Source organism: Sphingosinicella xenopeptidilytica, from assembly GCF_042676985.1.
GTDB classification, from domain to species: Bacteria; Pseudomonadota; Alphaproteobacteria; order Sphingomonadales; family Sphingomonadaceae; genus Sphingosinicella; species Sphingosinicella xenopeptidilytica.
In genome coordinates, this window is sequence record NZ_JBHTIK010000010.1 from 24,370 (window position 1) to 49,553 (window position 25,184).

The 25,184-nt window shown below is 67.7% G+C and carries 21 protein-coding genes; 14 read left to right on the plus strand and 7 right to left on the minus strand.

Annotated elements, in window-relative coordinates; translation table 11 throughout:
- The first annotated feature begins 72 nt into the window (after nucleotides 1-72).
- From ACFQ00_RS14095 to trxA, 10 genes are all read left to right on the plus strand, one after another.
- Nucleotides 73-633: a YqgE/AlgH family protein gene (locus tag ACFQ00_RS14095; RefSeq protein ID WP_374596920.1), complete on the plus strand. Its 561-nt coding sequence runs from the start codon at nucleotides 73-75 to the stop codon at nucleotides 631-633.
- A 140-nt stretch (nucleotides 634-773) separates the two neighbouring features.
- Nucleotides 774-1,220 (plus strand): hypothetical protein, encoded by a 447-nt coding sequence (locus ACFQ00_RS14100; RefSeq protein ID WP_381492090.1) that lies wholly within the window; start codon nucleotides 774-776, stop codon nucleotides 1,218-1,220.
- Between the two features lie 265 nt (nucleotides 1,221-1,485).
- Nucleotides 1,486-2,874, plus strand: coding sequence for an adenosylhomocysteinase (gene ahcY / locus ACFQ00_RS14105; protein WP_381492093.1), 1,389 nt, complete (start codon nucleotides 1,486-1,488; stop codon nucleotides 2,872-2,874).
- A gap of 51 nt (nucleotides 2,875-2,925) precedes the next feature.
- Nucleotides 2,926-5,361: a sensor histidine kinase gene (locus ACFQ00_RS14110; protein WP_381492096.1), complete on the plus strand. Its 2,436-nt coding sequence runs from the start codon at nucleotides 2,926-2,928 to the stop codon at nucleotides 5,359-5,361.
- Nucleotides 5,358-5,798, plus strand: a complete 441-nt coding sequence (gene tsaE, locus ACFQ00_RS14115) for a tRNA (adenosine(37)-N6)-threonylcarbamoyltransferase complex ATPase subunit type 1 TsaE (RefSeq protein ID WP_381492098.1) — start codon at nucleotides 5,358-5,360, stop codon at nucleotides 5,796-5,798. Before ACFQ00_RS14110 ends, tsaE begins: the two co-directional genes overlap by 4 nt.
- Entirely contained in the window at nucleotides 5,786-6,802 is a 1,017-nt protein-coding gene (locus tag ACFQ00_RS14120) for an aminoglycoside phosphotransferase family protein (protein ID WP_381492101.1), read from the plus strand. The genes tsaE and ACFQ00_RS14120 overlap by 13 nt, the downstream gene beginning before the upstream one ends.
- A complete protein-coding gene (locus ACFQ00_RS14125) occupies nucleotides 6,799-7,560 on the plus strand; it encodes a nucleotidyltransferase family protein (protein WP_381492104.1) in 762 nt (253 codons plus the stop codon). The genes ACFQ00_RS14120 and ACFQ00_RS14125 overlap by 4 nt, the downstream gene beginning before the upstream one ends.
- The gene (gene addB / locus ACFQ00_RS14130) at nucleotides 7,553-10,450 is read left to right on the plus strand and encodes a double-strand break repair protein AddB (RefSeq protein ID WP_381492107.1); all 2,898 of its coding nucleotides are present in this window, start codon (nucleotides 7,553-7,555) and stop codon (nucleotides 10,448-10,450) included. Before ACFQ00_RS14125 ends, addB begins: the two co-directional genes overlap by 8 nt.
- Nucleotides 10,447-13,764, plus strand: coding sequence for a double-strand break repair helicase AddA (gene addA / locus ACFQ00_RS14135; protein WP_381492110.1), 3,318 nt, complete (start codon nucleotides 10,447-10,449; stop codon nucleotides 13,762-13,764). Before addB ends, addA begins: the two co-directional genes overlap by 4 nt.
- Before the next feature lie 112 nt (nucleotides 13,765-13,876).
- Nucleotides 13,877-14,224 (plus strand): thioredoxin, encoded by a 348-nt coding sequence (gene trxA / locus ACFQ00_RS14140; RefSeq protein ID WP_381492113.1) that lies wholly within the window; start codon nucleotides 13,877-13,879, stop codon nucleotides 14,222-14,224.
- Here trxA and ACFQ00_RS14145 read toward each other — a convergent pair.
- From ACFQ00_RS14145 to argJ, 3 genes are read right to left on the minus strand one after another with little or no spacing between them, the layout of a single operon-like run.
- Entirely contained in the window at nucleotides 14,221-15,459 is a 1,239-nt protein-coding gene (locus ACFQ00_RS14145) for a TCR/Tet family MFS transporter (RefSeq protein WP_381492116.1), read from the minus strand. The two genes, trxA and ACFQ00_RS14145, sit on opposite strands and share 4 nt — an antisense overlap.
- Nucleotides 15,460-15,518: 59 nt before the next feature.
- Nucleotides 15,519-15,821: a DNA-binding protein gene (locus ACFQ00_RS14150; RefSeq protein WP_381492118.1), complete on the minus strand. Its 303-nt coding sequence runs from the start codon at nucleotides 15,819-15,821 to the stop codon at nucleotides 15,519-15,521.
- An 11-nt stretch (nucleotides 15,822-15,832) separates the two neighbouring features.
- The gene (gene argJ, locus ACFQ00_RS14155; protein ID WP_381492201.1) at nucleotides 15,833-17,071 is read right to left on the minus strand and encodes a bifunctional glutamate N-acetyltransferase/amino-acid acetyltransferase ArgJ; all 1,239 of its coding nucleotides are present in this window, start codon (nucleotides 17,069-17,071) and stop codon (nucleotides 15,833-15,835) included.
- Between the two features lie 187 nt (nucleotides 17,072-17,258).
- Here argJ and ACFQ00_RS14160 point away from each other — a divergent pair, with 187 nt between their 5' ends.
- The 4 genes from ACFQ00_RS14160 to ACFQ00_RS14175 are packed head-to-tail and all read left to right on the plus strand — an operon-like array spanning nucleotide 17,259 to nucleotide 21,169.
- Nucleotides 17,259-18,650: a circularly permuted type 2 ATP-grasp protein gene (locus tag ACFQ00_RS14160; protein WP_374596944.1), complete on the plus strand. Its 1,392-nt coding sequence runs from the start codon at nucleotides 17,259-17,261 to the stop codon at nucleotides 18,648-18,650.
- A gap of 2 nt (nucleotides 18,651-18,652) precedes the next feature.
- Nucleotides 18,653-19,612 (plus strand): alpha-E domain-containing protein, encoded by a 960-nt coding sequence (locus ACFQ00_RS14165; RefSeq protein WP_381492121.1) that lies wholly within the window; start codon nucleotides 18,653-18,655, stop codon nucleotides 19,610-19,612.
- Nucleotides 19,612-20,430, plus strand: coding sequence for a transglutaminase family protein (locus ACFQ00_RS14170; protein ID WP_381492125.1), 819 nt, complete (start codon nucleotides 19,612-19,614; stop codon nucleotides 20,428-20,430). Before ACFQ00_RS14165 ends, ACFQ00_RS14170 begins: the two co-directional genes overlap by 1 nt.
- Before the next feature lie 13 nt (nucleotides 20,431-20,443).
- The gene (locus ACFQ00_RS14175; protein WP_374596950.1) at nucleotides 20,444-21,169 is read left to right on the plus strand and encodes a peptidase; all 726 of its coding nucleotides are present in this window, start codon (nucleotides 20,444-20,446) and stop codon (nucleotides 21,167-21,169) included.
- A gap of 4 nt (nucleotides 21,170-21,173) precedes the next feature.
- On the opposite strand, the gene ACFQ00_RS14180 is transcribed toward ACFQ00_RS14175, so the two are convergent.
- The 4 genes from ACFQ00_RS14180 to ACFQ00_RS14195 form a co-directional block, all read right to left on the minus strand.
- Complete coding sequence (locus ACFQ00_RS14180; RefSeq protein ID WP_381492130.1) at nucleotides 21,174-21,575, minus strand: acyl-CoA thioesterase; 402 nt, start codon at nucleotides 21,573-21,575, stop codon at nucleotides 21,174-21,176.
- A 130-nt stretch (nucleotides 21,576-21,705) separates the two neighbouring features.
- The gene (locus tag ACFQ00_RS14185) at nucleotides 21,706-22,299 is read right to left on the minus strand and encodes a PEP-CTERM sorting domain-containing protein (RefSeq protein WP_381492133.1); all 594 of its coding nucleotides are present in this window, start codon (nucleotides 22,297-22,299) and stop codon (nucleotides 21,706-21,708) included.
- 148 nt (nucleotides 22,300-22,447) lie between these two features.
- The gene (locus ACFQ00_RS14190) at nucleotides 22,448-23,461 is read right to left on the minus strand and encodes a copper resistance protein B (protein ID WP_381492136.1); all 1,014 of its coding nucleotides are present in this window, start codon (nucleotides 23,459-23,461) and stop codon (nucleotides 22,448-22,450) included.
- Nucleotides 23,458-25,158 carry a copper resistance system multicopper oxidase gene (locus ACFQ00_RS14195; RefSeq protein WP_381492139.1) on the minus strand — a complete coding sequence of 567 codons (1,701 nt, stop codon included), beginning with the start codon at nucleotides 25,156-25,158 and terminating at the stop codon, nucleotides 23,458-23,460. The genes ACFQ00_RS14190 and ACFQ00_RS14195 overlap by 4 nt, the downstream gene beginning before the upstream one ends.
- Nucleotides 25,159-25,184 lie beyond the last annotated feature (26 nt).

Genomic DNA, 25,184 nt, shown 5'->3' on the forward strand with positions numbered 1-25,184 from the left:
TTCGTAGCCGGTCCCCCGCCGATCGCCAAGCGTCCGTTGGCATAAGCCAGTAGGATTGCCTATAGTTCCGCCATGGACGTCGCGCCTTATCTTTCGGGACAGCTGCTGCTGTCGATGCCCGGCATGGCCGATCCGCGATTCGAGCGCGTGGTGATCGCGATGTGCGTTCACGATGCCGAATCGGCGCTGGGGCTGATCGTCAACAAGGTCCGCGACGACATCGATGTGCGCAGCCTGCTCGAACAGCTCGATGTCGATCCCGGCATCGCGCCCGCCGTGCCGGTGTTCGCGGGCGGCCCGGTGGAGCCGGGCCGGGGCTTCGTGCTGCACAGCCCGGAATACGAGGGCCAGTCGACGCTCTCCGTGGGCGGGCGCTGGGCGCTGACCGCAACGCTCGATATCCTGCGCGACATCGCCGCCGGAAAGGGGCCGAAACGCTGGCTCATCGCGCTTGGCTACGCGGGCTGGGGACCGGGCCAGCTCGATGAGGAAATGACGCGCCACGGCTGGTTCGCGGTGCCGGGAACCCCCGAACTGCTGTTCGATGCGCCGATGGAAAGCCGCTGGCCCTCCGCCTTCGCAGGCGCGGGCATCGATGTCGGCCTCCTCAGCGCGAGCGCCGGACACGCATAGGCATTCGCGCTTAATTGTTCGGCAACCGTTCCGTTTAAGGCCTGATTTACACCCGAGTCGCACTCTTCGCCTGCCGCCGGGAGAAGAGGGTCCATCCCAGCGTGTCAACTGGGGGTCACGTCATGAAAAGAGTTTCGAAAATGCTGGTCAGCAGCGCCACCGCGCTGCTGTCCCTGTCGCTTGCCACGCCGGCGGCCGCGCAGAACTGCTGGAACGGCGCAGCGGTGAAGGCCGCCAAGGTGCGCGACCTGCAGACGCTGCTGATGGTCGGCGCGCTGCAATGCCGTTCCACGCAGTATGACGTGCTCGGCCACTACAATCGCTTCGTGAAGGCGCACCGCACGACGATTTCCGCGCACAACGACGTGCTGAAAACGCACTTCGTCCGCGCCGGCAAAGCGCGCGACTACGACCGCTTCACCACCGCGATGGCGAACGGCCATTCGGCCGGCGCCGCCAATCCGGAATTCTGCAGGGAAACCGCCGCGCTCGCCGAACAGGTCGCCGGACTCGGCCGCACCGAGGTCGAGGCGATTGCCGACCGGATGTTCGTTTCGCCCAAGGGTGTCGGCCGCACCTGCTCCTGAGCCGGGCGCTGCAAGCGTTTCAGTCTCGTCGCGTCGCTTACCGTTTTCCCAGTCCCCCTGACCCGTCGCCGCTGTTTTTCCTCCCCTTTTGCGGCGGTGGCGGGCGGTTTCTTGCGGCTGCGCGGGTTCATGCTCGCGCGGCCGCCTTTCTTTGTGGACATAAAGAGTTCTTTATATTCTCTCTTGCCTTGAGCCGAGCCCTCTCGTAATCCCGCCTCATGATATCCGCGCGGCCGCCCGCGCGCACAGAGACAGGAAAAAGATCATGGCGCAGGATTATATCGTCCGGGACATCACGCTCGCCGATTGGGGCCGCAAGGAACTTGCCATTGCGGAAACCGAAATGCCGGGCCTGATGTCGCTCCGCGCCGAATATGGTGCGTCGAAGCCCCTGAAAGGCGCGCGCATCACCGGCTCGCTGCACATGACGATCCAGACCGCGGCGCTGATCGAGACGCTGACCGCGCTCGGCGCCGAGGTGCGTTGGGCCTCGTGCAACATCTATTCGACGCAGGACCATGCCGCCGCTGCCATCGCCGCGCAGGGCATCCCCGTGTTCGCCGTGAAGGGCGAAACGCTCGCCGAATACTGGGACTACATCGACCTCACCTTCCAGTGGCCGGGTGAGCCCGCCAACATGATCCTCGACGACGGCGGTGACGCCACGATGTTCATCCTCTGGGGCGCACGTCTCGAGGCGGGGGAGAGCTTCCCCGCGCCGACCAACGAGGAGGAAGAGGAATTCCAGCGCGTCGTGAAGGCGCGCGCGGCCGCCTCGCCGGGCTTCTTTACGAAGACGCTGAAGAGCATTCGCGGCGTCTCGGAAGAGACGACCACCGGCGTCCACCGCCTCTACGAGCTGGCGAAGGCAGGCAAGCTGCCGTTCCCGGCGATCAATGTGAACGACAGCGTCACCAAGTCGAAGTTCGACAACAAGTACGGCTGCAAGGAAAGCCTCGTCGACGGCATCCGCCGCGGCACCGACGTGATGATGGCGGGCAAGGTCGCCGTCGTCGCGGGTTACGGCGATGTCGGCAAGGGCTCGGCCGCCTCGCTGCGGGGCGCGGGCGCCCGCGTCATGGTCACCGAGATCGACCCGATCTGCGCATTGCAGGCGGCGATGGACGGCTTCCAGGTTGTCACCATGGAGACGGCGGCGCCGCTCGCCGACATCTTCGTGACCGCGACCGGCAATAAGGACGTTATCACGCTCGATCACATGCGGGCGATGAAGGACATGGCGATCGTCGGCAACATCGGCCACTTCGACAACGAGATTCAGGTCGGCGCGCTCAAGAACTACAAGTGGACCGAGGTGAAGCCGCAGGTCGACATGATCGAATTCGCGGACGGCAAGCGCATCCTGCTGCTCTCGCAGGGGCGCCTGCTCAACCTCGGCAACGCCACCGGTCACCCCAGCTTCGTGATGTCGGCGAGCTTTTCCAACCAGGTGCTCGCGCAGATCGAACTGTTCACGCGCGGCGGCGACTACAAGAACGAGGTCTACGTGCTGCCGAAGCACCTCGACGAGAAAGTGGCGGCGCTGCACCTCGAAAAGCTCGGCGTGGAACTTACGAAGCTTTCCGGCGAGCAGTCCGCTTACCTCGGCATCGATGCCGCCGGTCCCTTCAAGACCGACCAATACCGCTACTGACGCGATCAACAGGGATTCAAACCGGCGGCGACTGCGTCTAAGGTCGCCGCCGTGATCCTTCGTCTCGCTCCTCTTGCTGCGCTTCTGATGCTGCCCGCGGCGCCGGCATCGGCTGCCGTGTCGCTGATGCAGCGCGGCTGGCCGGTGACGGCGACGGCAATTATCGGCGCGGCGTGGCTGGCGTTCGCCGTGTGGGCGGTGATCCGCTCGGCGCGTGCACGCGTGCAGGCGGAAACGGCGAAGGAATGGGGCCTCCGGCTGCGCGGGCTCCTGACCACCACGCCCGGCGCCTATCTCGTCGTTGGCGAAGACGGTGCGGCCTCGTGTTCGGACACCCTCCGCTCGTGGCTGGGGCTCGACCGCAAGGTGGCACGGCTCGACGACCTGCTCGGCACCGGCGAAAGCGGCCTTTCCCCGGATGACTATTCGGCGCTCGGCGCGGCGATCCAGGCGCTCGCCATTTCAGGCGCGCCGTTCCGCATTTCCGTTTCAGCGGCCGGAGATCGCGTGCTGACAGCGGAGGGCAAGACCGCTCCGCCGCAGCTTGCGGGCGATCGCGGCACTGTCGTGTGGTTCTCGGATTCGAGCGGCGCACACCGCAGGACGGAGGCGCTGGAGGCGGACCGCGACGGTCTTCGCGCCACGCTCGGCGCATCGACGGCGGTGATCGATGCCGCGCCGATCCCGATCTGGCGGCGCGGTGCCGATCAGCGCCTCGTTCAGGTGAACCGCGCCTATGCCGACGCGGTGGAGGCGGAAAGCCCCGCCGCTGCCGTGCGGCTCGGCATCGAGCTCGTCTCAAATCCTCTCTCGGCAACGCCGCAATCGGCGGCGCGCATGGCGCTTGCGACCGGCGTGCCGCAGGTGCGCGAGGAGCCGGCGATCGTCGGCGGCGAGCGCCGCATGATGCGGATCATCGACAAGTCGCTCGAAAACGGCGAGGTGGCGGGTTACGCGATCGACATCAGCGAGCGCGACGAGGCGGTGGGGGGGCTTGAACGCTTCGTCGCCGCGCAGACTGCGACATTCGACCGTCTCTCCGCCGGGGTCGCCCGCTTCGGCGCGGACAGGGCGCTCGTGTTCTGGAACACGGCGTTCGCGGCGCTCTTCCGTCTCGATGCCTCGTTCCTCGATGAAGGCCCCGAGTTCGACCGGCTGTTCGAGCGGATGCAGGAACAGCACCGCCTTCCCGAGCAGCGCGATTTCCCGAGCTGGCGCCGCGCGCGCCGCGCGTGGTTCACGAGCCAGATGGACAATGCCGAGGAGACGTGGGTTCTCCCCGACACAACCGTGCTCCGCGTCATCGCGCAACCGAGCCCCGACGGCGGGCTGCTACTGATCTTCGAGGATCGTTCCGAGCAGCTTCGCCTCGCGAGTTCGCGGGACACGCTGCTGCGCGTGCAGGAAGCGACGCTCAACAACCTCCACGAAGCCGTTGCCGTGTTCGCCGCCGACGGGCGCGTGCAGCTCTACAACAGCGTGTTCGCCGATCTCTGGAACATCGACGAGGCGCACCTCGCGATGAAGCCGCACGTCGACGAACTCGCAGATCCCGTCGCGCCGCCGCGCGAAGAGCACGCCTATCTCGGCCTGCTGCGCGATCTCATCCAGGCCTCCACGGTAGGGCGGCAGGCGAAGGCGGGCCGCGTAGACTTCACGGGTGCGCGCGTGCTCCAGTATTCGGCGGTGCCGTTGCCGGATGGCAACGCACTCATCACGTTTCTCGACATCACCGATTCGACGCGCATCGAGAATGCGCTGCGCGAACGCAACGAGGCGCTGGAGGCGGCGGACCGGCAGAAGTCGGCGTTCGTCGAGAACATGTCCTATGAACTGCGCACACCGCTCACCGCGATCAGCGGCTTCGCCGAGATGCTGGCGCAGGGCTATGTCGGCGGGCTCTCGCCGAAGCAGGAAGACTATATCCGTTCGATCCTGATCTCGTCGGATCGGCTGCAGCTTCTCATCAACGACATCCTCGACCTTGCCGTCACCGAAGCGGGCGCGCTCGCGCTCGATATCCGCGCGGTGGCGGTGGGTGAACTCGTTGAAAGCGTTGCGACGATGACGCGCGGGTTCGCCGAGGATCGCGGCCTTGCGTTCGAGACCAACGTTCCGGCCGATATCGGTGCTATCGACGGCGATCCGGTGCGTCTGAAACAGGCGCTGTTCAACCTCGTCAACAATGCGATCCGCTTCACGCCTTCCGGGGGGCGCGTTGCCATCTATGTCGAAAGTCTCTCCGACAGCGTCGTGATCCGTGTCAGCGACAATGGCATCGGGATTCCGGATGACGAGCAGGAACTGGTGTTCGATCGCTTCCGCAAGGGCTCCAACGCCACGGCAAGCCAGGGCGTCGGGCTCGGCCTGTCGCTGGTGCGCGATGTCATCGATCTGCACGGCGGCCGGGTGGTGCTCGACTCGCGGCTCGGTGAGGGCACGACGGTCAGCCTCCACATTCCGCGCCGGCATGGGGACAAGGCGTGACGGTGTTTGCCGACGAAGCGGCGACGGACATGTTCGGACGCCGCCTTGCGGCGCGCCTTGCACCGGGTGATGTCGTGCTGCTGTCGGGCGATCTCGGCGCGGGGAAAACGGCGCTTACGCGCGGTATTCTTGCTGGGCTGGGGCATGTGGGCGAGGTGCCGAGCCCGACCTTTACGCTGGTGCAGAGCTACGATGTGCCGGGCGTGCGCCTCCCCGTATGGCATGTCGATCTCTATCGGCTCGAAGACCCGGACGAGGTGGAGGAACTCGGGCTCGACGAAATTCTGGCGGATGGCGCGCTCATCATCGAATGGCCCGAACGCGCGGGCGGACGCTGGCCGGAGGCTCTGCATCTGACGCTCACCGATAGCGGTGAAGGCAGCCGCCGCTTGACAGCACGCGTGCCGCCCGCTTGGGAAGCGCGATGGCCGATCTGAACCTGCCCGAAGGGGCAAGCGCTTTCCTGAAGGCGAACGGATGGGGCGGTGCGGAAATCGCGCCGCTCGCCGGAGATGCCTCCTTCCGCCGCTACTTCCGCGTACGCGATGGCGATCGCCGCGCGGTGCTGATGGATGCGCCGGCGCCCAATGAGAACTGCGCGGCGTTCGTTGCTATCGATGCGTATCTCGCCGCGCGTGGAATCAGCGTGCCGCGCGTGTTTGCTTCTGCGCCGGACGAGGGCCTCGCGCTCCTCGAAGACCTAGGGGATTCGATGTTCGTGCGCGCCATCGAAGGCGGTGCCGACGAGGCCGCGCTGTACCGCGCGGCGACGGACGTGCTCGCGCATCTCCATGCCGAGCCGATGGCTGACGCGGTCGGCGGCCATGCGGTCGGGCCCTATGCCGAAGAGCGCATGGCGCGCGAGGTCGCGCTGGTGCTCGACTGGCACTGGCCGGAGCTGATGGGGGGTGCGGCGGATGATGCTCTGCGTGCCGCCTATGCGACCGCATGGGCAGAGGTTTGGCCGCTCGCCCGCGCGCACGACGACCGGCTCGTCCAACTCGACTACCACTCGCCGAACCTGATGTGGCTGCCGGAGCGTGAAGGCCTCGCCCGCGTCGGCGTGCTCGATTTTCAGGACGCGATGCGGGGCCCCGCCGCCTACGATCTCGTCTCACTGATCCAGGACCCGCGCCGCGATGTGCCGCCCACGCTGGAACCGGAACTCGTCGCGCGCTATCTCGCCGCGCGGCCGGAATTCGACCGCGAGGCGTTCGCTGCGAGCTACGCCGTGCTCGGCGCGCAGCGCGCCGCGCGCATTCTCGGCGTGTTCGTGCGGCTGTGGCGACGCGACGGCAAGCCCGGCTATCTGAAGCACATCCCGCGCGTCTGGTCGCTGCTCGACCGCAATCTCGCGCACCCGGCGCTCGCGCCCGTCGCGCAGTGGTTCGAGGCGAACTTGCCGCGCTCGGCGCGGCGCGATTTCACGGGGGCGGCATGAAGACGCACCGCGCGCCGCTGTCGCTCCGTCCCAATCCCGAAGGCCCGCTTCCCGCCGCAGCGATGGTGCTCGCCGCGGGGCTCGGCAAGCGGATGCGGCCGCTCACTGCGACACGGCCGAAGCCGCTCGTGCGCGTGCATGGCAAGACGCTTCTCGATCACGCGCTCGATAATTTGCGCGGTTCGGATGTGCGGCGTGTCGTCGTCAACGTCCACTATCTCGCCGGGCAGGTGGAGGCGCACCTCGCGCGGAGTGCCGCCGATCTCGACATTGTCGTCTCCGACGAACGCGAGGCGCTGCTGGAAACCGGCGGCGGTGTCGCGAAGGCGCTGCCGCTGATCGGCGCCGACCCGTTCTTCGTCGTGAACAGCGACAACATGTGGGTGGACGGCCCGATCGACACGCTGCGGCAGATGGCGCGGCGCTGGGATCCCGAGATCATGGATGCGCTACTGCTCGTGGTGCCGCTCGCCCGCGCGCACGGTTATGAGGGGCGCGGTGATTTCCACATGACGCCCGAGGGCTTGCTTGCACGCAGGCGCGGTGCGCGTGTGGCGCCGTTCGTATTCTCGGGCGTGCAGCTTCTGAAGGCTTCGCTGTTCGAGGACGTGCCGGACGGCGCTTTCTCGCTCAATCTGATCTACGATCGGCTGATCGAAAGCGGGCGCCTGTATGGCATCGCGCACACTGGGCAGTGGTTCCACGTCGGCACGCCCGAGGCCGTGAAGGAGACGGAGGCGCTGCTCGGCAATGGCTGAGCGGAAAGCCGTCTTCACGATCCCGGCGCACCGCGCCTTCGCCGATGCGCTCGCGGCAGGGATGCTCGGCCGTATCGGCAGGGATGATCTACCGCGCGCGCTGCTGCTGCTCCCCAACCGCCGCGCCGTGCGCGCCGTGACGGAGGCGTTCGTGCGCGCTTCGGGCGGTGCGCTGCTGCTGCCCCGGATGCTCCCCATCGGCGACGTCGGCGAGAACGAGGCGCTCGGCCTTTTCGACGAGGCGATGGCGCTGGAGGCGGAGGTGCAGCCGGCGATCGCGGCGTTCGAGCGGCGGATGCTGCTGATGCCGCTCGTCCACCGCTGGCAGAGCCTGGGTGGCCGCGCGCGCAGCAGTGTCGAGACGCTGCGCCTTGCCGATGCGCTCGCACGTACGCTTGACCAGCTCCAGCTCGAAGGCATCGACCCCGCGCGGCTCCACGAGACGATGGCGGAGCTTGGCGCGCATTGGGAGGCGACGCTGAAGTTCGTCGAGGTCGTGGTGAAGGCGTGGCCGCCGCAGCTTGCGGCGCGTGGCCTCATGGACCGCGTGGCGCGGCGGCAGTTGCTGCTCGCCGCTATCGCCCGCCGCTGGCGAGGGGCACCACCCGCGCGGCCGATCGTGGCGGCGGGCATGGCGAGCGCCGATCCGGCGGTTGCCGAGGTGCTCGCGGTCATCGCGGGCCTGCCGCAGGGGGCGGTGGTACTGCCCGGGCTCGATTTGGATACTGCTGATTGGGGCGAGATCGGGGGCTTCCCGGCGCATCCGCAGTGCGGCCTGTGGCATCTGCTCGAACGGATGAGCATCGCGCGCGAAGAGGTGCGGCTGTGGGATGCGGATAGCGCGCTTGATGGCCCGGAGCCGCGCGCCAAGGCCATCGGCGCGGCGCTCTCGCTCGCGGGCAGCACGGCGCACTGGCCGCCCGCAGGTCCGCTCCCCGGACTCCGCTTTGCAGAGGCGGCGAACCCGGCCGAGGAGGCGGGTGTCATCGCGCTCGCGATGCGGCGCCAACTCGACACGCCGGGGGCCACCGCCGCGCTCGTCACGCCCGATCGCGGCCTCGCCCGCCGCGTCGCCGCGCAGCTTCGGCGCTGGGAGATCGAGGTCGACGATTCGGCGGGCACACCGCTCGCGCGCGCGCCTGCGGGCACGCTGTTGCTAGCCGCGCTGGAGGCGGGTGCGCAGCGTTTCGCGCCGGGCGCGCTGCTCGCGCTTCTGAAGCATCCGCTGGCCGGGCCGGGCGAGGGCAGGGCGCGTCTGAACTGGCTCGATGAGGTACGCCGTCTCGATCTCGCCTTGCGCGGAGTGCGGCCCGCCGCAGGGCTCAAAGGCATCGCTGCGCGCGTCAAATCGCCGCCGCAGGGCACGCTTCCCGAGAGCGAACGCACGCAACTCGCGGCGTGGTGGAAGGCGCTTCGGCCTCGGCTCGATGCGCTCGAAGCGCTGATGGCGAAGCCCCGTGCGCTCGGCGATTTCGCGGATGGTCTCCGTGCCTTTTCCGAGGATATCTCCGAAGGCCGCGCGTGGGAAGGTGCCGCCGGGCGCGCAGCTTCGGAAACAGTTGCGGAGATGGTGCAGCACGGGGGGATCGGCCTCCCCATTCCGCCAATGGACCTGCCTGCGCTGTTCGGCGCGATGCTGGACGATGTCGCCGTGCGCCCGCCCTTTGGCAAGCATCCGCGCCTTGCCATCTACGGCCTTCTCGAAGCCCGGCTGCAGCGAGCCGACCTGATGATTCTCGGCGGGCTCAATGAAGGTGTCTGGCCCGGCGGCGATCCGTTTGATCCGTGGATTCCGCCTGCGATCCGCCGCCGCCTCGGGCTTCCCGAAACCGAACGCGCGATCGGCCTCGCCGCGCACGACTTCGTACTCGCCGCCGCCGCACCCCAGGTGCTGCTGACGCGCGCGCGCCGCGATGCGTCCGCGCCTACGGTCGCCTCGCGCTTCTGGCTGCGGCTGCTCGCCTTCGCGGGCGATCATGTCGCGTGGGAAACGGACCTACCTGCGCTTGCTGCCGCGCTCGATGCACGCGAGACGGTGCCGCCCGCCGAGCGCCCGCGCCCCTCGCCGCCCGCTGCCGATCGCCCGAAGCAGATCAGCGTCACGCAGGTCGATCGCCTGCTCATCGACCCCTACAGCTTCTATGCCGAGAAGATGCTGCGGCTGCGGCCGCTTGATCCGCTCGACGCCGATCTCTCGGCGGCGGAGCGCGGCACCATCGTCCACGCTGTCATCGAAGCGTTGCTCGGCGCGGGCACGCTCCATGACACCGCCGCGCGCGAAGCCGCGATCGACGCGGCCATCGCGGTGCACGCCGACCAGCCGCTGGTCGCGGCGCTGTGGAAACCGCGCATCGTGCGGATGCTCGATTGGGTTTCAGAGCTTATGGCCGCGCGTGCCGCCGGGGGTTGGGGTGAGGTCCGCTCGGAAGTCGAAGGGGACTTGGAGGTCTCCGGTGTCAAACTCAAAGGCAAGGCGGACATCGTGCAAGTCGGGCCGGGGGGCCTGCTGATCGCCGACTTCAAGACCGGCGCCGTTCCCCGGCAGGCGCGGCTTTCGGATGGGCTCGCCTCGCAGCTTGGCCTCCTTGCGTGGCTTGCCGAGGAAGGCGCGCTGGACGGCCCGGCCTCGCGCGTCGTCGAGGTCGCCTACTGGAAGCTCTCGGGCGGCAGGGAGGCAGGCAGGGAGACGACGAGCGCACGCCATTACAAGGACGCGTGGGCCGATCTCCCCGCCTTCATCGAAACCTGCCGTGCCGCCTTCCGTGAAGCGGTGGGCGAATATCTCGCGGGCAGCCGCCCCTTCGAGGCGAAGGTGAAGCCGGAATACGCCGTCCACCTTCAGGACTACGATCACCTCGCGCGCCTCGCTGAATGGTGGGGGCGCAAATGAGCATCCGGCCCCTGCTCCCCGAACAGAAACGCGCTGCCGATCCTGAACTCAGCGCATGGGTTTCGGCCTCGGCGGGCACGGGGAAGACGCAGGTGCTGACCGCGCGTGTGCTGCGTCTCCTGCTCGCGGGCGCGCGGCCGGACGGGCTGCTCGCGCTCACCTTCACCAAGGCGGCGGCGGCGGAGATGCAGACGCGCATCTTCGAAACCCTGTCGCGCTGGGTGCGCGCGGATGATCAAACGCTTGCTGCCGAACTCGCCGCGATTGGTGCACCGTCCGACGAAGCCACCTGCCGCCGCGCCCGCGCGCTGTTCGCCGAGGCGCTGGAGACGCGCGGCGGCCTCAAGGTGCAGACGCTGCACAGCTTCGCGAGCGCGCTGCTCGCCGCTTTCCCGCTCGAAGCCGGGATCGCGCCCGGCTACGAAACGCTCGACGATCGGAGCGCGCTTCGCATCCACGCCGAAACGCTCGCCGAACGGATCGGCAGCGGCGACGCGGCGCTGCTCGCCGATCTCGCGGACCTCTCCGTGCAGGGTGGAGAGGCGCGCGTGCAGGAGGTCATCGCGAAGCTGCTCGCCGGGCGCGCGGTGTTCGAAAATGTCTACAACACCGCTGTCGACTGGCGCGGCCTCGTGCGGCGGGGGCTTGGCCTTCCGGGCAGCGGCAGCCGAGACGAGGTGCTCGCCGCCGCGCTCGCCGACGAGGCCTTCGACTGGGAAACCGTGCGCGAATATGCGGCGGCGATGGCGGCATGGGGCACGAAGACAGGCCTTGAGGCCGCAGATGCGCTGGCGCGCGTATTGGGTGCGGCGGCGGAGGTGCGGCCCAATTTCCTCGAAGATCTGGTCGGCGCCGGTTTCCGCAAGGATGGCGAACGTCGCGCCGCGCCCAAGGGACTCGGCGATCTGCATGAGCGGTTCTGCACGGCCGTCGGTGCCGTGCGCGATCTCGCCGCCGGACTCGACCTTGCCGAGACGGCGGCGCTGCACCTGCGCGTTGGCCATGCGCTCGCCGCCGCATACGAGACGCGCAAGGAAGCCGCGGGCGCGCTCGACTACGCCGATCTTATCGTCAAGGCCGCGCGGCTGCTCTCGACGCTCGCCGCGCCGTTCGTGCTTTACAAGCTCGACCAGCGCATCGACCACATCCTCGTCGACGAGGGGCAGGACACGAACGCCGCGCAGTGGGCGATCGTGGAGGCGATCGCGGACGAGTTCTTCGCAGGGACGGGCACACGCGACGAGGCGGAGACGTTCGCGCGCACGCAGTTCGCGGTCGGCGACTACAAGCAGGCGATTTTCGGCTTTCAGGGCACTGACCCGCGCGCGTTCGAGGCGGCGCGGGCCGCTGCCGAGCACCGGGCGCTAGGTGCGGACAAGCCCTTCGAAACGATCGACCTCGCGCTCAGCTTCCGCTCCGCGCCCGCCGTGCTCGATGTCGTCGATACGGTGGTGGAAACCGTCGGGCCTGCGGCCTTCGGCATCGAGGGTGACATCCCGCGCCACACTGCGCACCGCGCTGGTGCGGCCGGGGAGGTGGTGCTGTGGGCGCCCGTGACCGGCGCGCTTGAGGAGGATGAGGCGGAGGACGCCGTCCCCGAGGATGCCGAGCGCACGCTTGCGGCGAGCATCGCGCGGCAGGTCTCCGGCTGGCTTGAGCGCGGCGAGATACTGGCCTCGAAGGGCCGGCCGATCGCGGCGGGCGACATCATGCTGCTCGTGCGTTCGCGCGGCAGCCTCGTGCCCGCGCTCGTTTCGGCGCTGATGGCGGCGCGCGTGCCGGTGGCGGGCGCGGATCGGCTGCGGCTTACCCAGCCGCTCGCGGTGCAGGATCTGCTCGCACTCGTCCGTTTCGCGCTCCAGCCGGGCGACGATCTTTCGCTCGCCGCGCTGCTCGTCTCGCCGTTCCTCGGCTGGTCGCAGGACGATCTCTATGGCCTCGCGTTCAAGCGGCGCGGCACGCTCTGGCGCACGTTGCGCGATCGCACGGGTGAGGGCGACGACAAGGCCCGCGCCGCGGAAAACTGGCTCGGCAGGGTGCTCGCCCGCGCCGATTACATGGCGCCTTACGAGTTCCTCGAATACGTGCTGTCCGGCGAGCCGCAGGGCCGTCTGCGCCTGATCGCGCGGCTCGGCGAGGAGGCGCGCGATCCGATCGAGGAACTGCTCAATCAGGCGCTTGCTTACGAAGGCGCGAACACGCCGTCCCTGCAGGGCTTCCTGTCGTGGATCGAGGCGGACGACGTGGAGGTGAAGCGCGACGCCGAGGCCGCGCACGATGCCGTCCGCATCATGACGGTGCACGGCTCGAAGGGGCTGCAGGCGCCTATCGTCATCCTCGCCGACGCGGCCTCCGCCGTGCCCAAGGGCGCAAGGGCGCCGCTGCCGCTCGATCTGCCCGGCCTCGGCCCCGCGCCATTGTTCTTCGGCTCTTCGAAGATGCTCGTCGGCCCCGCGCGCGAGGCTTACGAGGCCGCGACGCGTGCCGAGGGCGAGGAGCACATGCGCCTGCTCTACGTGGCGCTTACCCGCGCCGAGGACCGGCTCTATGTCGGCGGCGCGCTTGGCAAGCGGCCCTCGAAGGCGAAGAGTTGGCACGGCCATGTCGCTGATGCGCTCGCGGCATTGGGTGCCGAGACTGTCGATGATGCCGTGTGGGGCGGCGTGCTGCGCCATGCCAGCGGCATGCCCGTACCCGTTGCGGTGCCCGCCAAAGCGGAGCCACGCGCCGCGACCGCGATACCCGCATGGGCGCTCGCGATGCCGCCGGAGGAGGAGCGCCCGCCGCGCCCTCTCGCGCCCTCCGCGCCGCAGGATGACGATCCGGCGGAGCCGCCGCCCGGCCCGGCGCTGCGCGCTGCGGCGCGACGCGGGCAGGTGCTGCACCAGCTTTTCGAGCGGATCGGCGGAGTGGCGCCTGAGAATCGCGCGGCGGCGATGCGTGCGTGGCTTCGCCGCAATGCGCCCGATCTGGATGCGGACGCGATCACGATCGAAGTTGCGGGCGCGCTTGCCGATCCGGCGCTTGGCCCATGGTTCGCAGCGGATGCCTATGCGGAGGCGCCGCTATCGGCCGTTGTGGAGGACGTCGTGATCACCGGCACGATCGACCGGCTGATCGTGGGCGAAGACGTTGTGCGTGCACTCGATTTCAAGACCGGCCGCAACCCGCCTTCCGATCTTGCGGGTGTGCCGTCTCCGCACCTGCGCCAGATGCGCGCCTACCGCGATGCGCTCGCCCGCATCTTTCCCGGCCGCCGCATCGAAATCGCGCTGTTCTATACGGCCGCCCTGCGCCTGATCCGCGTCGATTGATCTGAAAGCCCGGCTTTCCGTCCTGTCAGAAAAGCCTCGGGATATTTGGCCTTGAAGCGGTGCGGTTCAGTCTCCAGATTGCGGCGGAATAAGTCGTTTATGGAGACGTGTCATGGGTTCCACCGCCATCACCCCGGAAAATTTCGAGGCCGAGGTCGCAAACGCCGGAAAGCCGGTTCTCGTCGATTTCTGGGCGCCGTGGTGCGGGCCGTGCCGTCAGATCGCCCCGGCGCTCGAGGAGCTTTCGGAGGAACTCGGCGATCAGGTGACGATCGCCAAGCTCAACACCGACGATCATCCCGAGCTTGCCTCGCAGTTCGGCATCCGCGGCATCCCGACGATGATCCTGTTCAAGGACGGCAAACCCGCCGCCACCAAGGTGGGCGCGCAGCCGAAATCGATGATCAAGGACTGGCTGGTCGGCGAGCTCGCCGAAGATGTGTCCAGACAGCAGGGCTAAGCAGGGGTCTGCGTTTCCGCTCCCGTTGCGGTTTCCGCCAGTGCTGCGCGGCGGCTAACGAACGCCGCCAGCACGGCGCCTGCCGCAAGAATGCCCGCCGCGATCAGGAAGCTGACGCCGGGCGCATCGCCCACGGTCATTTCGTACATCCAGCCGAAGAACAGCGGCGAGGCGATGCCCGCGATGCTGCCGACGCTCATGTTCGCGCCCTGAAGCTGGCCCTGCTCGCTTTCGGAAACGCGGCGCGTCATCAGCGATTGCAGCGTCGGCATAGCGAGCGCCCAGAGTGCGTTCGGGAACAGCGCCAGCGTGAAGAGGAGGCCGGTGGGCGCGAGGCCCATGCTCGCAAGGCCGAGGCTCCCCATCACCAGCCCTGTCACCATCGTCCGCCGGTCGCCCCAGCGCTTCACCGCCGGGCCGACCAGCCCCGCCTGCACGATCATCTCGAGGATGCCCGCGAGTGCGAGCGCAAAGCCGAGGTACATCGGGGTCCAGCCGTGCTTGTGCGCGGCGTAGAGCACGAACACCACGGAGAACACGTGGTGCGCGAAGTAGAGCAGGAAGTTCACGACTGCGAGCCCTGAGAGTTCCGGGTGCGAGCGCAGCAGTTTGAGCGCGCCGAACGGGTTCGCGCGCGTCCACGAAAACGCCATGCGCCGCTCCTGCGGCAGCGATTCCGGCAGGATGAACAGACCGTAGAGGAAGGTGATGCCGGAGAGCACCGCCGCTGCCCAGAAGGGCGCGCGGGGGCTGATCTCGCCGAGGACGCCGCCGATCAGCGGCCCCGCGATGAACCCCGCGCTGAATGCCGCGCCGACGAGCCCGTAGCCGCGGGCGCGCTGATCGGGCTCGGTGATGTCGGCCATGTAAGCGAACACGGCGGTGAAGCTCGATGAGGTGATGCCGCCGATCATGCGGCCGACGGCGAGCCACCAGAGGTCTGGCGCCAGCGCCATCAGGATCCAGTCGAGTGTCAGGCCGGCGGTCGAAATCAGGATCGTCGGCCGCCGCCCGAAGCGGTCGGAGATCGAGCCGATGATCGGTGAGCAGAGGAACTGCATCCCCGCCCAGATCGCGACCATGATGCCGTTCCAGTAGCCGGCCGCAGCCTCCGACCCCACGAAGCCCTCGATGAGGGCGGGCAGAACGGGAATCACGATCCCCATCGCCATCACGTCGAGCACGGCGACGGCGAGGATGAAAGCGATTGCGGGACGGGATGACGCGGACGACATGGCCGGGCGCTCATAGCCGCGCGCGGGCGCGGCGTCACGCGGGAGATTAGGGACGAGGTCTAGACGTCGTCGCTGCCGTAGGCGCCGCCTTCATTTTCCATGCGGTCTATGGCGCGCACATCCTTCGTCGTGAACTTGAGGCGGACGCCCATGCCGCCATCACGGTTCTCCGGCAGGAACACGGCGCCGCCCGCTTCCAGCGCCAACCGCAGGCGGTGCCGCGCATCGGGATCAAGGTCGGTGCCGCCGGTCTCGAACGCGAGCAGGACCTCTTCGTCCAGCCCGGCGGCCCTGGCGACATGATCGCGAGGCCAGCGTACCAGCGCCCTTGCTGCCCGGGCCTGCGGTCCGATGATCGTCACGGCGGGTCTCCCTAGCTTCGATAGTCGGCGTTGATCGAAATGTAGCCGTGCGTCAGGTCGCAGGTCCACACCGTGGCGCGGCCTTGCCCAAGGCCGAGGTCGACGCCGATCTCGATTTCCTGGCCTTTGAGGTGCGCGGCGACCGGCGCCTCGTCGTAGCCGTCGACGACCATGCCGTCTTTCGCGACGACCGTATCGCCGAAGCGCACCGAGAGTTTGTCGCGGTCGGCGGGTTCGCCGGCCTTGCCGACCGCCATCACGACGCGGCCCCAGTTGGCGTCCTCGCCGGCCACAGCTGTCTTCACCAGCGGCGAGTTGGCGATGGAGAGTGCGATGCGTTTGGCGGAGGCGTCATCGGTCGCGCCTTCGACGTTCACGGCGATCAGCTTCTGCGCGCCTTCGCCGTCGCGCACCACCTGCTGCGCGAGGTCGCGGCAGACCTGCGTGAACGCGGCCTGGAGGGCGTCGGCGCCCGGAGAGTCCGGGCCGGTGATCTCGGCGTTCTTCGCCGCGCCGGTCGCGAAGGCGAGGAGGGTGTCGCTGGTCGAGGTGTCACTGTCGACGGTGATGGCGTGGAAGCTGAGGTCGGTCGCGGCCGCGAGCATCGTCTTCAGGTAGGCGGGGGAGACGGCGGCGTCGGTGAAGACGAAGGCGAGCATCGTCGCCATGTCGGGCGCGATCATGCCCGAGCCCTTGGCGATGCCGACGACCGCGACGGTGCGGTCGCCGATGATGGCGGTGGCGCCGGCGCCCTTCGCAAACGTATCGGTCGTCATGATCGTCGAGGCGGCGTGGAGCCAGCTTGCGTCGGAGCCTACGGAGAGCTTGCTGAACGCCTGCCGGAGGCCGTCCTTCGCCTTGTCTTCGGGGAGGGGCACGCCGATCACGCCTGTCGAGGCGAGGAAGATCTCATCGCGCGCGATGCCGAGTTCGCCGGCGACGGTTGCGAGGATCGTGTCGCACGCGGCCTTGCCGCGGCGCCCGGTGAAGGCGTTCGAGTTGCCTGCGTTCACGACGAGCGCGCGGGCCTTTCCGCCGGAAAGCGCACCGCGGCACCATTCGACCTCAGGCGAGGGGCACTTCGATGTCGTCGTCAGCCCCGCCACCACGGTGCCTTCGGCGAACTCGCCGAGCAGCAGGTCGGCCCGGTCCCAGCTCTTGTACCCCGCGCGCGCGGTCGCAAGGCGTACGCCTTCGATGTCGGGCAGCTTGGGGAATTTCTCGGGGGCCAGCGGCGAACGGTCGTGCATCATCGTCCTCGTGAATGGAACTGATCCTGCGTTTAGGCCACTGCGGCGTTTTGGTCGAGCCGCAAGAGGGGACTCGCCAACCCGATTCCGCCGCGTTAGGCTCATGTCCAACGATAAGGATCAAACGGCGAGCAGAGACGAAGGAGCGCAGGTTTTAAGGGGGAAACGCATTTCGACGTTCAACGAAATGTACGACGGGGAAACGGTTCGCGGACCCTATCTCGACCTTTCGGGTTGGGTGACGGACATGCCGCCCGACCTCCTCGATCTGAAGCGTGCCGAGGCTGACGCCCTGTTCCGTCGCATCGGCATCACCTTCGCGGTTTACGGCGAGGGCGGCGATCCCGAACGGCTCATCCCTTTCGACATCTTCCCACGCGTGTTCACCGCGCACGAATGGCGGCGGCTGGAGCGCGGCGTGAAGCAGCGCGCGCAGGCGCTCAATGCCTTCCTCCGCGACGTTTACGACCGCGCCGAAATCGTCCGTGCCGGGCGCATCCCGGCCGAGCGCATTTTCCAGAATGCCGCCTATGAACCGGCGGTCGTGGGCATCCAGCCGCCGCGCGGCATCTACAGCCACATCGTGGGCGTCGATCTCGTGCGTACCGGCCCGAGCGATTTCTTCGTGCTCGAAGACAATTGCCGCACGCCGTCGGGCGTTTCGTACATGCTGGAAAACCGGGAAATCATGATGCGCATGTTCCCGGACCTCTTCCAGCGGAACCGCGTCGAGCCGGTGGAGGACTATCCGAACCAGCTCCGGCGCACGCTGATGAGCGTCGCGCCGGGAAGCTGCAAAGGGGAGCCCACGGTTGTGCTGCTCACGCCCGGCTCGCTCAACAGCGCCTATTACGAGCACTCGTTCCTCGCCGATCAGATGGGCGTCGAGCTTGTCGAGGGGCAGGATCTCTTCGTGGACGGCGACCATGTCTACATGCGCACCACGATGGGGCCGAAGCGCGTGGACGTGATCTACCGCCGCATCGACGACGATTTCCTCGATCCGCTCTGCTTCCGCCCCGATTCGATGCTCGGCGTACCGGGGCTGATGAACGTGTACCGCGCGGGCAATGTCGCCATCGCCTCGGCGCCCGGCGCGGGTGTCGCGGACGACAAGGCGATCTACACCTACGTGCCCGAGATGATCCGCTTCTACCTCGGCGAGGAGCCGGTGCTTTCCAACGTGCCGACGTGGCAGTGCGGAAAGCCGGATGAACTCACTTATGTGCTCGAACATCTGCCCGAGCTGGTGGTGAAAGAGGTGCACGGCTCGGGCGGCTACGGGATGCTCGTCGGCCCCGCCTCGACGAAGGACGAGATCGAGGCCTACGCCCGGCGCATCAAGGCCAATCCCGGCGAGTTCATCGCGCAGCCGACGCTTGCGCTTTCGACGAGCCCGACCTTCGTCGACAGCGGCCTTGCGCCGCGCCACGTCGATCTCCGGCCCTACTGCCTCGTCGGCGAACGCATCCACCTGTGCGCGGGCGGCCTCACGCGCGTCGCGCTTCGCGAGGGCTCGCTCGTCGTCAACTCCTCGCAGGGCGGCGGCGTGAAAGACACGTGGGTGTTGGCGGACTGAAGATGACCATGCTGAGCCGCACCGCCGAGAACCTTTTCTGGATGACCCGCTACATGGAGCGGGCCGAAACGATGGCGCGGCTGCTGGAGGTCGGCTACCGGATCGCGCTGATGCCCTCGGTCGGCGCTGGGCATCAAAACGACTGGGCCTCTATCCTTTCCGCCTCGGGCGGGGCGGCGGATTTCGCCTCGCGCTACGATGGCGAGACGACGCCCGCCACGGTCGAAGCCTTCCTGTTCTTCGACCGCGAAAACACCTCGTCTGTGGCGAACTGCATTGCCCGCGCGCGCGACAACGCGCGGGTCGTCCGCACCGCCGTCACCAGCGAGGTGTGGGACGCGCTGAACGGCGCCTTCCAGGACCTGAAGAGCTTCGAGCGGCGCGGGCCGGGCCGCACCGACCTGATGACGCTCTGCGACTGGACCAAGCGGCAGACCGCGCTGCTGCGCGGCGCCATCGAAAGCACGCAGCTGCAGCAGGACGGCTACGACTTCATGAACCTCGGCTACTACATCGAGCGCGCCGACAACACGGCGCGGATGCTCGATGTGAAATACTACGTGCTGCTGCCGGTGACGGACCGTGTCGGCGGCGGCGTCGACAACTACCAGTGGACGACGCTGCTGCGCGCCATGTCGGTGTTCCGTGCGTTCCACTGGGCTTACGGTGGGGACTATACGCCGGGGAAGATCGCGCACTTCCTGATCCTCAACAAATCCTGCCCGCGCTCGCTCATCCACTGCGCCGAGCAGACCAACTATCACCTCGCGCGCCTCTCCCGCGCCTATGGTCAGCGCACGAAGCCGCACCAGACGGCGCGCACGATCCTCGCCGAGCTTGCCGACGCCGACATCGACGATGTCGTCTTTTCCGGTCTCCACGAGTTCCTCACCGGCCATATCGGCCGCACCGCCGCGCTCGGCAGCGAGATCGCGGACACGTATCTGTTCGGGGGCGGCTGATGCGTCTCTCCGTCTCGCATGTCACACGCTACCGCTATGCCGCGCCGATCCGGCAGGTGGTGCAGAGCCATCGCCTCACGCCGTCGCGCTTTGCCGGTCAGCGCACGCTCGACTGGAAAGTGGAGGTGGAGGGGGGGCGCTTCTCGCAGCCGTTCACCGACGGGGCGGGGGACAGCATCCGCACCATGTCGCTGCACGGTCTGGTGGAGGCGATCGATATCCACGTGACGGGTACGGTGGAAACCGTCGATCTCGCGGGTGTGCTGAAAAACCACCGCGAGCGCATCTCGCCGCTCGTCTATCTGCGCACCACGCGCGCGACGCGGCCCGACGCGGCGCTCCGGAAGCTTGCCGCGAAGGCGGTGTCGGGCATTCCGGAAACCGCGCGCCTCGACCGTGCGCACGCCATGTCCGCCGCCGTTTCGGACGGCATCGTGTATGCGCCGGGCGAAACGCACGCGCATACGACGGCGGCTGAAGCGCTCGATCTCGCGCTCGGCGTCTGTCAGGACCACGCGCACGCGCTCATCGCCTGTGCGGTGTCGGTGGGCATCCCGGCGCGCTATGTTTCGGGTTATCTGTTCGCCAGCGGCGATGGTGCGCCGCACGAGGCGAGCCATGCCTGGGCGGAGCTTCATATCGAGGGACTCGGCTGGGTCGGCTTCGATCCCGCCAACCGCTGCTCGCCGGATGAACGCTATATCCGCCTCGGCTCAGGTGTCGATTCCGTGGCGGCGGCGCCCATAAGGGGTGTTTCGTTTGGCCTTGCAAACGAAGATCTCGATGTGACCGTTGCGGTTACCGCGGTGCAGCAATAAAGGTTGCGGCACCATGACATACTGCGTCGGCGTCCTCCTCAATGATGGCATCGTGCTCCTTTCGGACACGCGCACCAATGCCGGTTTCGACAACATCGCCAGCTACAAGAAGATGTTCGTGTTCGAGGCGCCCGGCGAGCGCGTGATCGCGCTGATGACGGCGGGCAGCCTGTCTGTCACGCAAACGGTGATTGCGCGCCTTCGCGACGCTATCGACGATCCGGACCAGACCGAAACGCCATCGATCATGAAGGCGGCGACGATGCTGGAGGTGGCGCAGATCGTGGGCGACACGCTTTCGCGCGTTACGGCGGAGGTTTCGGAAAAGCTCGAACGCATGAAGCAGGGCGCGACCGCTTCGATGATCCTTGCCGGTCAGCGCAAGGGCGGCGGCCCGCGCATGTTCCTGATCTACCCCGAGGGCAATTTCATCGAGGCCACGGAAGACACGCCGTTCCTGCAGATCGGCGAGCACAAATACGGCAAGCCCATCCTCGACCGCGTGGTGCGGAAGGACATGCCGATCGACGACGCGCGCAAGGCGCTGCTGCTCTCGATGGATTCGACGCTGCGTTCGAACCTCTCGGTCGGGATGCCGCTCGATCTCACCGTGCTGCGCAAGGATGAACTCAAGGTTTCCGAAACGCACCGTTTCGAGCCTGGCGACCCGGGCTTCTCTGCGATGTCCGATGCATGGAGCCGCACACTCCGCGAAGGCTTCTCGCGGATCGAGATCTGACCGGTCAGGGTTTCCCGAAGAAGCGGTCGATCACGTTCTGCGCGAGGCGCGCGGGGCGCAGCGTTTCGGCGTCCACGCAGCACCAGCTCGATTTCACCTCGGCGAGCACCTCCTCGCCGCGCTTGATGATGGTTTCGTAGAACGCGCGGGCGCCGTGCACCTTTTCGAGGAGCACGGTGGCGATGACCTCGTCGTCGAGGAAGGTGGGGCGCCGGTAGGTGATCTCGTGCTTCAGTGCCACCCACAGGTGCGCGGCGACCGCCTCGGCCGGTGCGAAGCGCTGCCAGTGGCTGAGCACCGCGTCCTGCACCCACTTCAGGTAGCTCGCATTGTTCACGTGCCCCATGAAATCGATATCGGCGGGGCTGATCTCGATCGCGTAGCTGAAAGGGGTGGGGCTGCTCATACCGCTGAAGATAGCAGGCGCGCGGCGGTTTTGCGAGCGGCGCGCGGGTCCGGACAGAATGCCGCAGGCGCAAACGAAAAGTGCCGCCGGAGAGGTCTCCGGCGGCACTCTTGCGTGACGAAGCGGTCGGTTACGCGGCCTTGCGGCGGCGCGCGGCGCCAATACCGACGAGGCCGAGGCCGAAGAGCGCAAGCGCGGCCGGTTCCGGCACTTCCACGGGCGCGACGACCGTCACGGCCTTGACCGTTGCCTTCACGCCGATCGGCGCGAAGAAATCGATGCCGGCGAGGTCGTGGAAGTCCACGGAGAATTCGGAACCGTCGGCGGTGACGATCGTGGGAATGTCGTCCCAGATCAGCCAGCCGCCGGTGATGATGCCGCCGGCGGTCACGTAGTAGGCTTCACCGCCCGAAGAGGCCGAACCGGCGATCGGCTCGAAGAAGGCGAGCGTCGCGGTGAACGTCGCGTGACCCGCGCCGATGCCGCTCGGCGTGATCTGGCCGAAGGTGAACGTGTAGCCTTCGCCTTCCTCAAGCGAGAACGAGAAATCGTTGGCGAACGCGAGCCCGCCGGAAACACCGCACCAGCCGAGGCAGCCGCTCGTGTCGACGGTGAGGCTGGAGCCGCCGTGATCGACGTCGAAAACGAGGCCGGCATTGGCGGGGGCAGCGAAAGCGGGAATGCCCAGCAGGGCGGTCGCAGCGGCGACTTTCAAAATGTTCAAGTTTTTTCTCCAAGCAAAGCAACGGTTTGATGGCGTTAACCATGCAATGCACATGCCATGCCGGAAAACTTACGCTGTTCCGCGCGATACGGAGTCGCGCTTTGTAACGCCTCCGTAAAAAGTGTTAAGAATTTCGACGTTCCGGGGTTCAGAACCAGGTGCGCACGCCGACGAGCCAGCGCACGGCATCCACGTCTTCGCCCGCCGCGCGCGCGAAATCTGCGGTGTCGCCGATCTTGCTATGCCATTCGACGCCGACGTAGGGCCGGAACTGCGGCACGAATTCATAGCCGAGCCGCGCGCCCGCCTCGATCGCGGAGAGGCCCGCGCCGATGCCGTATTCGGGGATGTCCTGCGCGGAGAGCTCCACCTCGATGCGCGGCTGCAGGATCAGCTTCTGCGTCAGGCGCTGGTCGTATTCGGCCTCGATGCGCGCGGTCACGTCGCCCTTCGTGGAGACGAAGGCGGCCGCGTCGACCTCGAACTTGTAGGGGGCGAGGCCCTGGATGCCGATCACTGCGTGCGCGCGGTCCGGCTCCGGGCGGATATCGTAGCGGACGCCCGCCTGCACATCGAAGAACGGGGCGATCGCGTGGCTCCACAGCGCCTGCACCTCGGCGGATTCGAGCGGGCCACCGAACGCGCCTTCGCCTTCGGTCTTCCACCAGAACTTGTCGATGTCCCGGCCGATCCAGCCCTGCACATCCCACAGGTATGTCTCGTGGCCTTGCCCGAAGCCGGCCTCCAGCCGGTCGACGATGGTCTTTGCCACCGTCATGCCGCCCGTTTCCTTGTAGAGCGCGGCGCGAGCGGCGGCCATGGTGTCGGCGCCGAACACGGCATCGGCGGCGTGGGTCGCGCCGCTGGTTGCGGCGGCGGGTGGTGGGCTTTTCGGAATGGCTGGGCCGGAGGGCGCAGCGCCGTGTCCCGCATGGGGGTCGTCGGCCTGCGGCATCATGTGTCCGGCGTGCGGGTCCGCGGCGGGGGCGGCGGGCATGACGTGACCCGCGTGCGGATCGGCCGCTTCCGGCATCACGTGCCCCGCATGGGGGTCGGCTTCGGTCGCTGCCGGGGCTGCCTGATGCGCGGCATGATCCTGCTGCGCCTGCGCGAGCGCCGGGTTTGCGGCACCGATCAGCAGGAGCGTGAGAAGCCGCTTCATGCCGCGCCTCCTTCGCCATCAAGGGGCCGCACCGTCACCACGTTGAACATGCCGAGGTGCATGTGCATCAGCAGGTGGCAGTGGAACGCCCAGTCGCCGGGCGCGTCGGCGGTGAGGTCGAAGGATACCTTGCCGCCGGGCAGCACGTTCACCGTGTGCTTACGCGGATGGTGGCCGTCGTGGCCGTTCACCACCTCGAAGAAGTGGCCGTGCAGGTGGATGGGATGCGCCATCATCGTGTCGTTGACCAGCGTCACGCGAACCCGCTCGTTGCGTTCGAAGCGGAATGGCTCGGTCACCGGGCTGAACTGCTCGCCGTTGAACGACCACATGTAGCGTTCCATGTTGCTCGTCAGGTGGATTTCGAAATTTCGCGAGGGCGGCCGCGTGTCCGGGTTCGGCGCGAGCGCGACGAGATCGGTGTAGACGAGAACGCGGTGCGTCTCGTCCTCGAGGCCGAGGCCGCGATCACCGACGCGATCGACCGCCATCGGCGCGATCATGTCGACGCCGGGGTTCAGCTTCACGCCCGCGCGCGCTGCGTTCTCGGGATCGCGCATCTTCATGGAATGGCCCATCGCGGCGTGATCCGCCCCGCCGCTGCCGTGGCCCATGTCCTTCATCGAAAGCGTCGGGCGTTCGCGCAGCTTCGGTACTGGCGCGCTCATGCCCATCCGGGGCGCGAGCGTCGCGCGCGCCATGCCGGAGCGGTCGACGCTTTCGGCGGCGAGCGTGTAAGCGCTGTCCCCCGGCGTCACGATCACGTCGTAGGTCTCCGCGACGCTGATCTGGAGTTCGTCCGTCTCCACCGGGCGCACGTTCTCGCCGTCCGCGTTCACCACGGTCATCGGAAGGCCGGGGATGCGGACGTTGAAGATGGTCATGGCCGAGGCGTTGATGATGCGCAGCCGCACGCGTTCGCCGGGATCGAAGAGCCCGGTCCAGTTCTCAGCCGGGCCGTGGCCGTTGACGAGATAGGTGTAGGTGGCGCCGGTCACGTCCGAGATGTCGGCAGGGCTCATGCGCATCGCGCCCCATTCCAGCCGCTCCTTCAGGGTCTGGCCCTTGCCGGCGGCAAGCTCGGCGAAGTTGGGGTTGTCTCGGCGGAAGAATTCGGCGTCCTGCTTCAGTTTCTTCATGATCGCGTGCGGATGCATGAAGCTCCAGTCGGAGAGCACGATCACGTGCTCGCGGTCATAGAGGACCGGGTCGGCCTCTGCGGGATCGATGACAATCGGGCCGTAGTGGCCCATCGCCTCCTGCAGGTTCGAGTGGCTGTGATACCAATAGGTGCCGGACTGGATCACCGGGAATTCGTAGGTGAAGCTCGAATGCGGTGCGATCCCGGGGAAGCTAATGCCGGGCACGCCGTCCATCTGGAAGGGCAGCAGCAGCCCATGCCAGTGGATCGAGGTGTCTTCATCGAGATGATTGGTGACGATCAGTCGCGCGCGCTCGCCCTCTTTCAGACGGATGAGCGGCGCGGGGAGCGTGCCGTTCACGGTTACGGCATGTCCGGTACGGCCGCCGACGGTGAACGGCGTATGGCCGACGTTCAGCCGAATCTCCGGCCCGGAGAGTGCCGTGCCGATGCCGCCAGTGACTCCGGGCGTGCCGCTGCGCGCCCATGCGGGGAAAAGTGCGGAAGCGCCGATGCCGCCGATCAGTGCGCGGCGCGAGAGGGGAAGTCCGGTCATGGCGAGGCTTCTGCACCTTGACACTG

Bases quoted from the DNA above. Each gene is read 5' to 3' on its own strand.
- ACFQ00_RS14095 (WP_374596920.1), top strand. From the start codon at position 73: ATGGACGTCGCGCCTTATCTTTCGGGACAGCTGCTGCTGTCGATGCCC.
- ACFQ00_RS14100 (WP_381492090.1), top strand. From the start codon at position 774: ATGCTGGTCAGCAGCGCCACCGCGCTGCTGTCCCTGTCGCTTGCCACG.
- ahcY (WP_381492093.1), top strand. From the start codon at position 1,486: ATGGCGCAGGATTATATCGTCCGGGACATCACGCTCGCCGATTGGGGC.
- ACFQ00_RS14120 (WP_381492101.1), top strand. From the start codon at position 5,786: ATGGCCGATCTGAACCTGCCCGAAGGGGCAAGCGCTTTCCTGAAGGCG.
- ACFQ00_RS14125 (WP_381492104.1), top strand. From the start codon at position 6,799: ATGAAGACGCACCGCGCGCCGCTGTCGCTCCGTCCCAATCCCGAAGGC.
- addB (WP_381492107.1), top strand. From the start codon at position 7,553: ATGGCTGAGCGGAAAGCCGTCTTCACGATCCCGGCGCACCGCGCCTTC.
- addA (WP_381492110.1), top strand. From the start codon at position 10,447: ATGAGCATCCGGCCCCTGCTCCCCGAACAGAAACGCGCTGCCGATCCT.
- trxA (WP_381492113.1), top strand. From the start codon at position 13,877: ATGGGTTCCACCGCCATCACCCCGGAAAATTTCGAGGCCGAGGTCGCA.
- ACFQ00_RS14145 (WP_381492116.1), bottom strand. From the start codon at position 15,459: ATGTCGTCCGCGTCATCCCGTCCCGCAATCGCTTTCATCCTCGCCGTC.
- argJ (WP_381492201.1), bottom strand. From the start codon at position 17,071: ATGCACGACCGTTCGCCGCTGGCCCCCGAGAAATTCCCCAAGCTGCCC.
- ACFQ00_RS14160 (WP_374596944.1), top strand. From the start codon at position 17,259: ATGTACGACGGGGAAACGGTTCGCGGACCCTATCTCGACCTTTCGGGT.
- ACFQ00_RS14165 (WP_381492121.1), top strand. From the start codon at position 18,653: ATGACCATGCTGAGCCGCACCGCCGAGAACCTTTTCTGGATGACCCGC.
- ACFQ00_RS14170 (WP_381492125.1), top strand. From the start codon at position 19,612: ATGCGTCTCTCCGTCTCGCATGTCACACGCTACCGCTATGCCGCGCCG.
- ACFQ00_RS14175 (WP_374596950.1), top strand. From the start codon at position 20,444: ATGACATACTGCGTCGGCGTCCTCCTCAATGATGGCATCGTGCTCCTT.
- ACFQ00_RS14180 (WP_381492130.1), bottom strand. From the start codon at position 21,575: ATGAGCAGCCCCACCCCTTTCAGCTACGCGATCGAGATCAGCCCCGCC.
- ACFQ00_RS14190 (WP_381492136.1), bottom strand. From the start codon at position 23,461: ATGAAGCGGCTTCTCACGCTCCTGCTGATCGGTGCCGCAAACCCGGCG.
- ACFQ00_RS14195 (WP_381492139.1), bottom strand. From the start codon at position 25,158: ATGACCGGACTTCCCCTCTCGCGCCGCGCACTGATCGGCGGCATCGGC.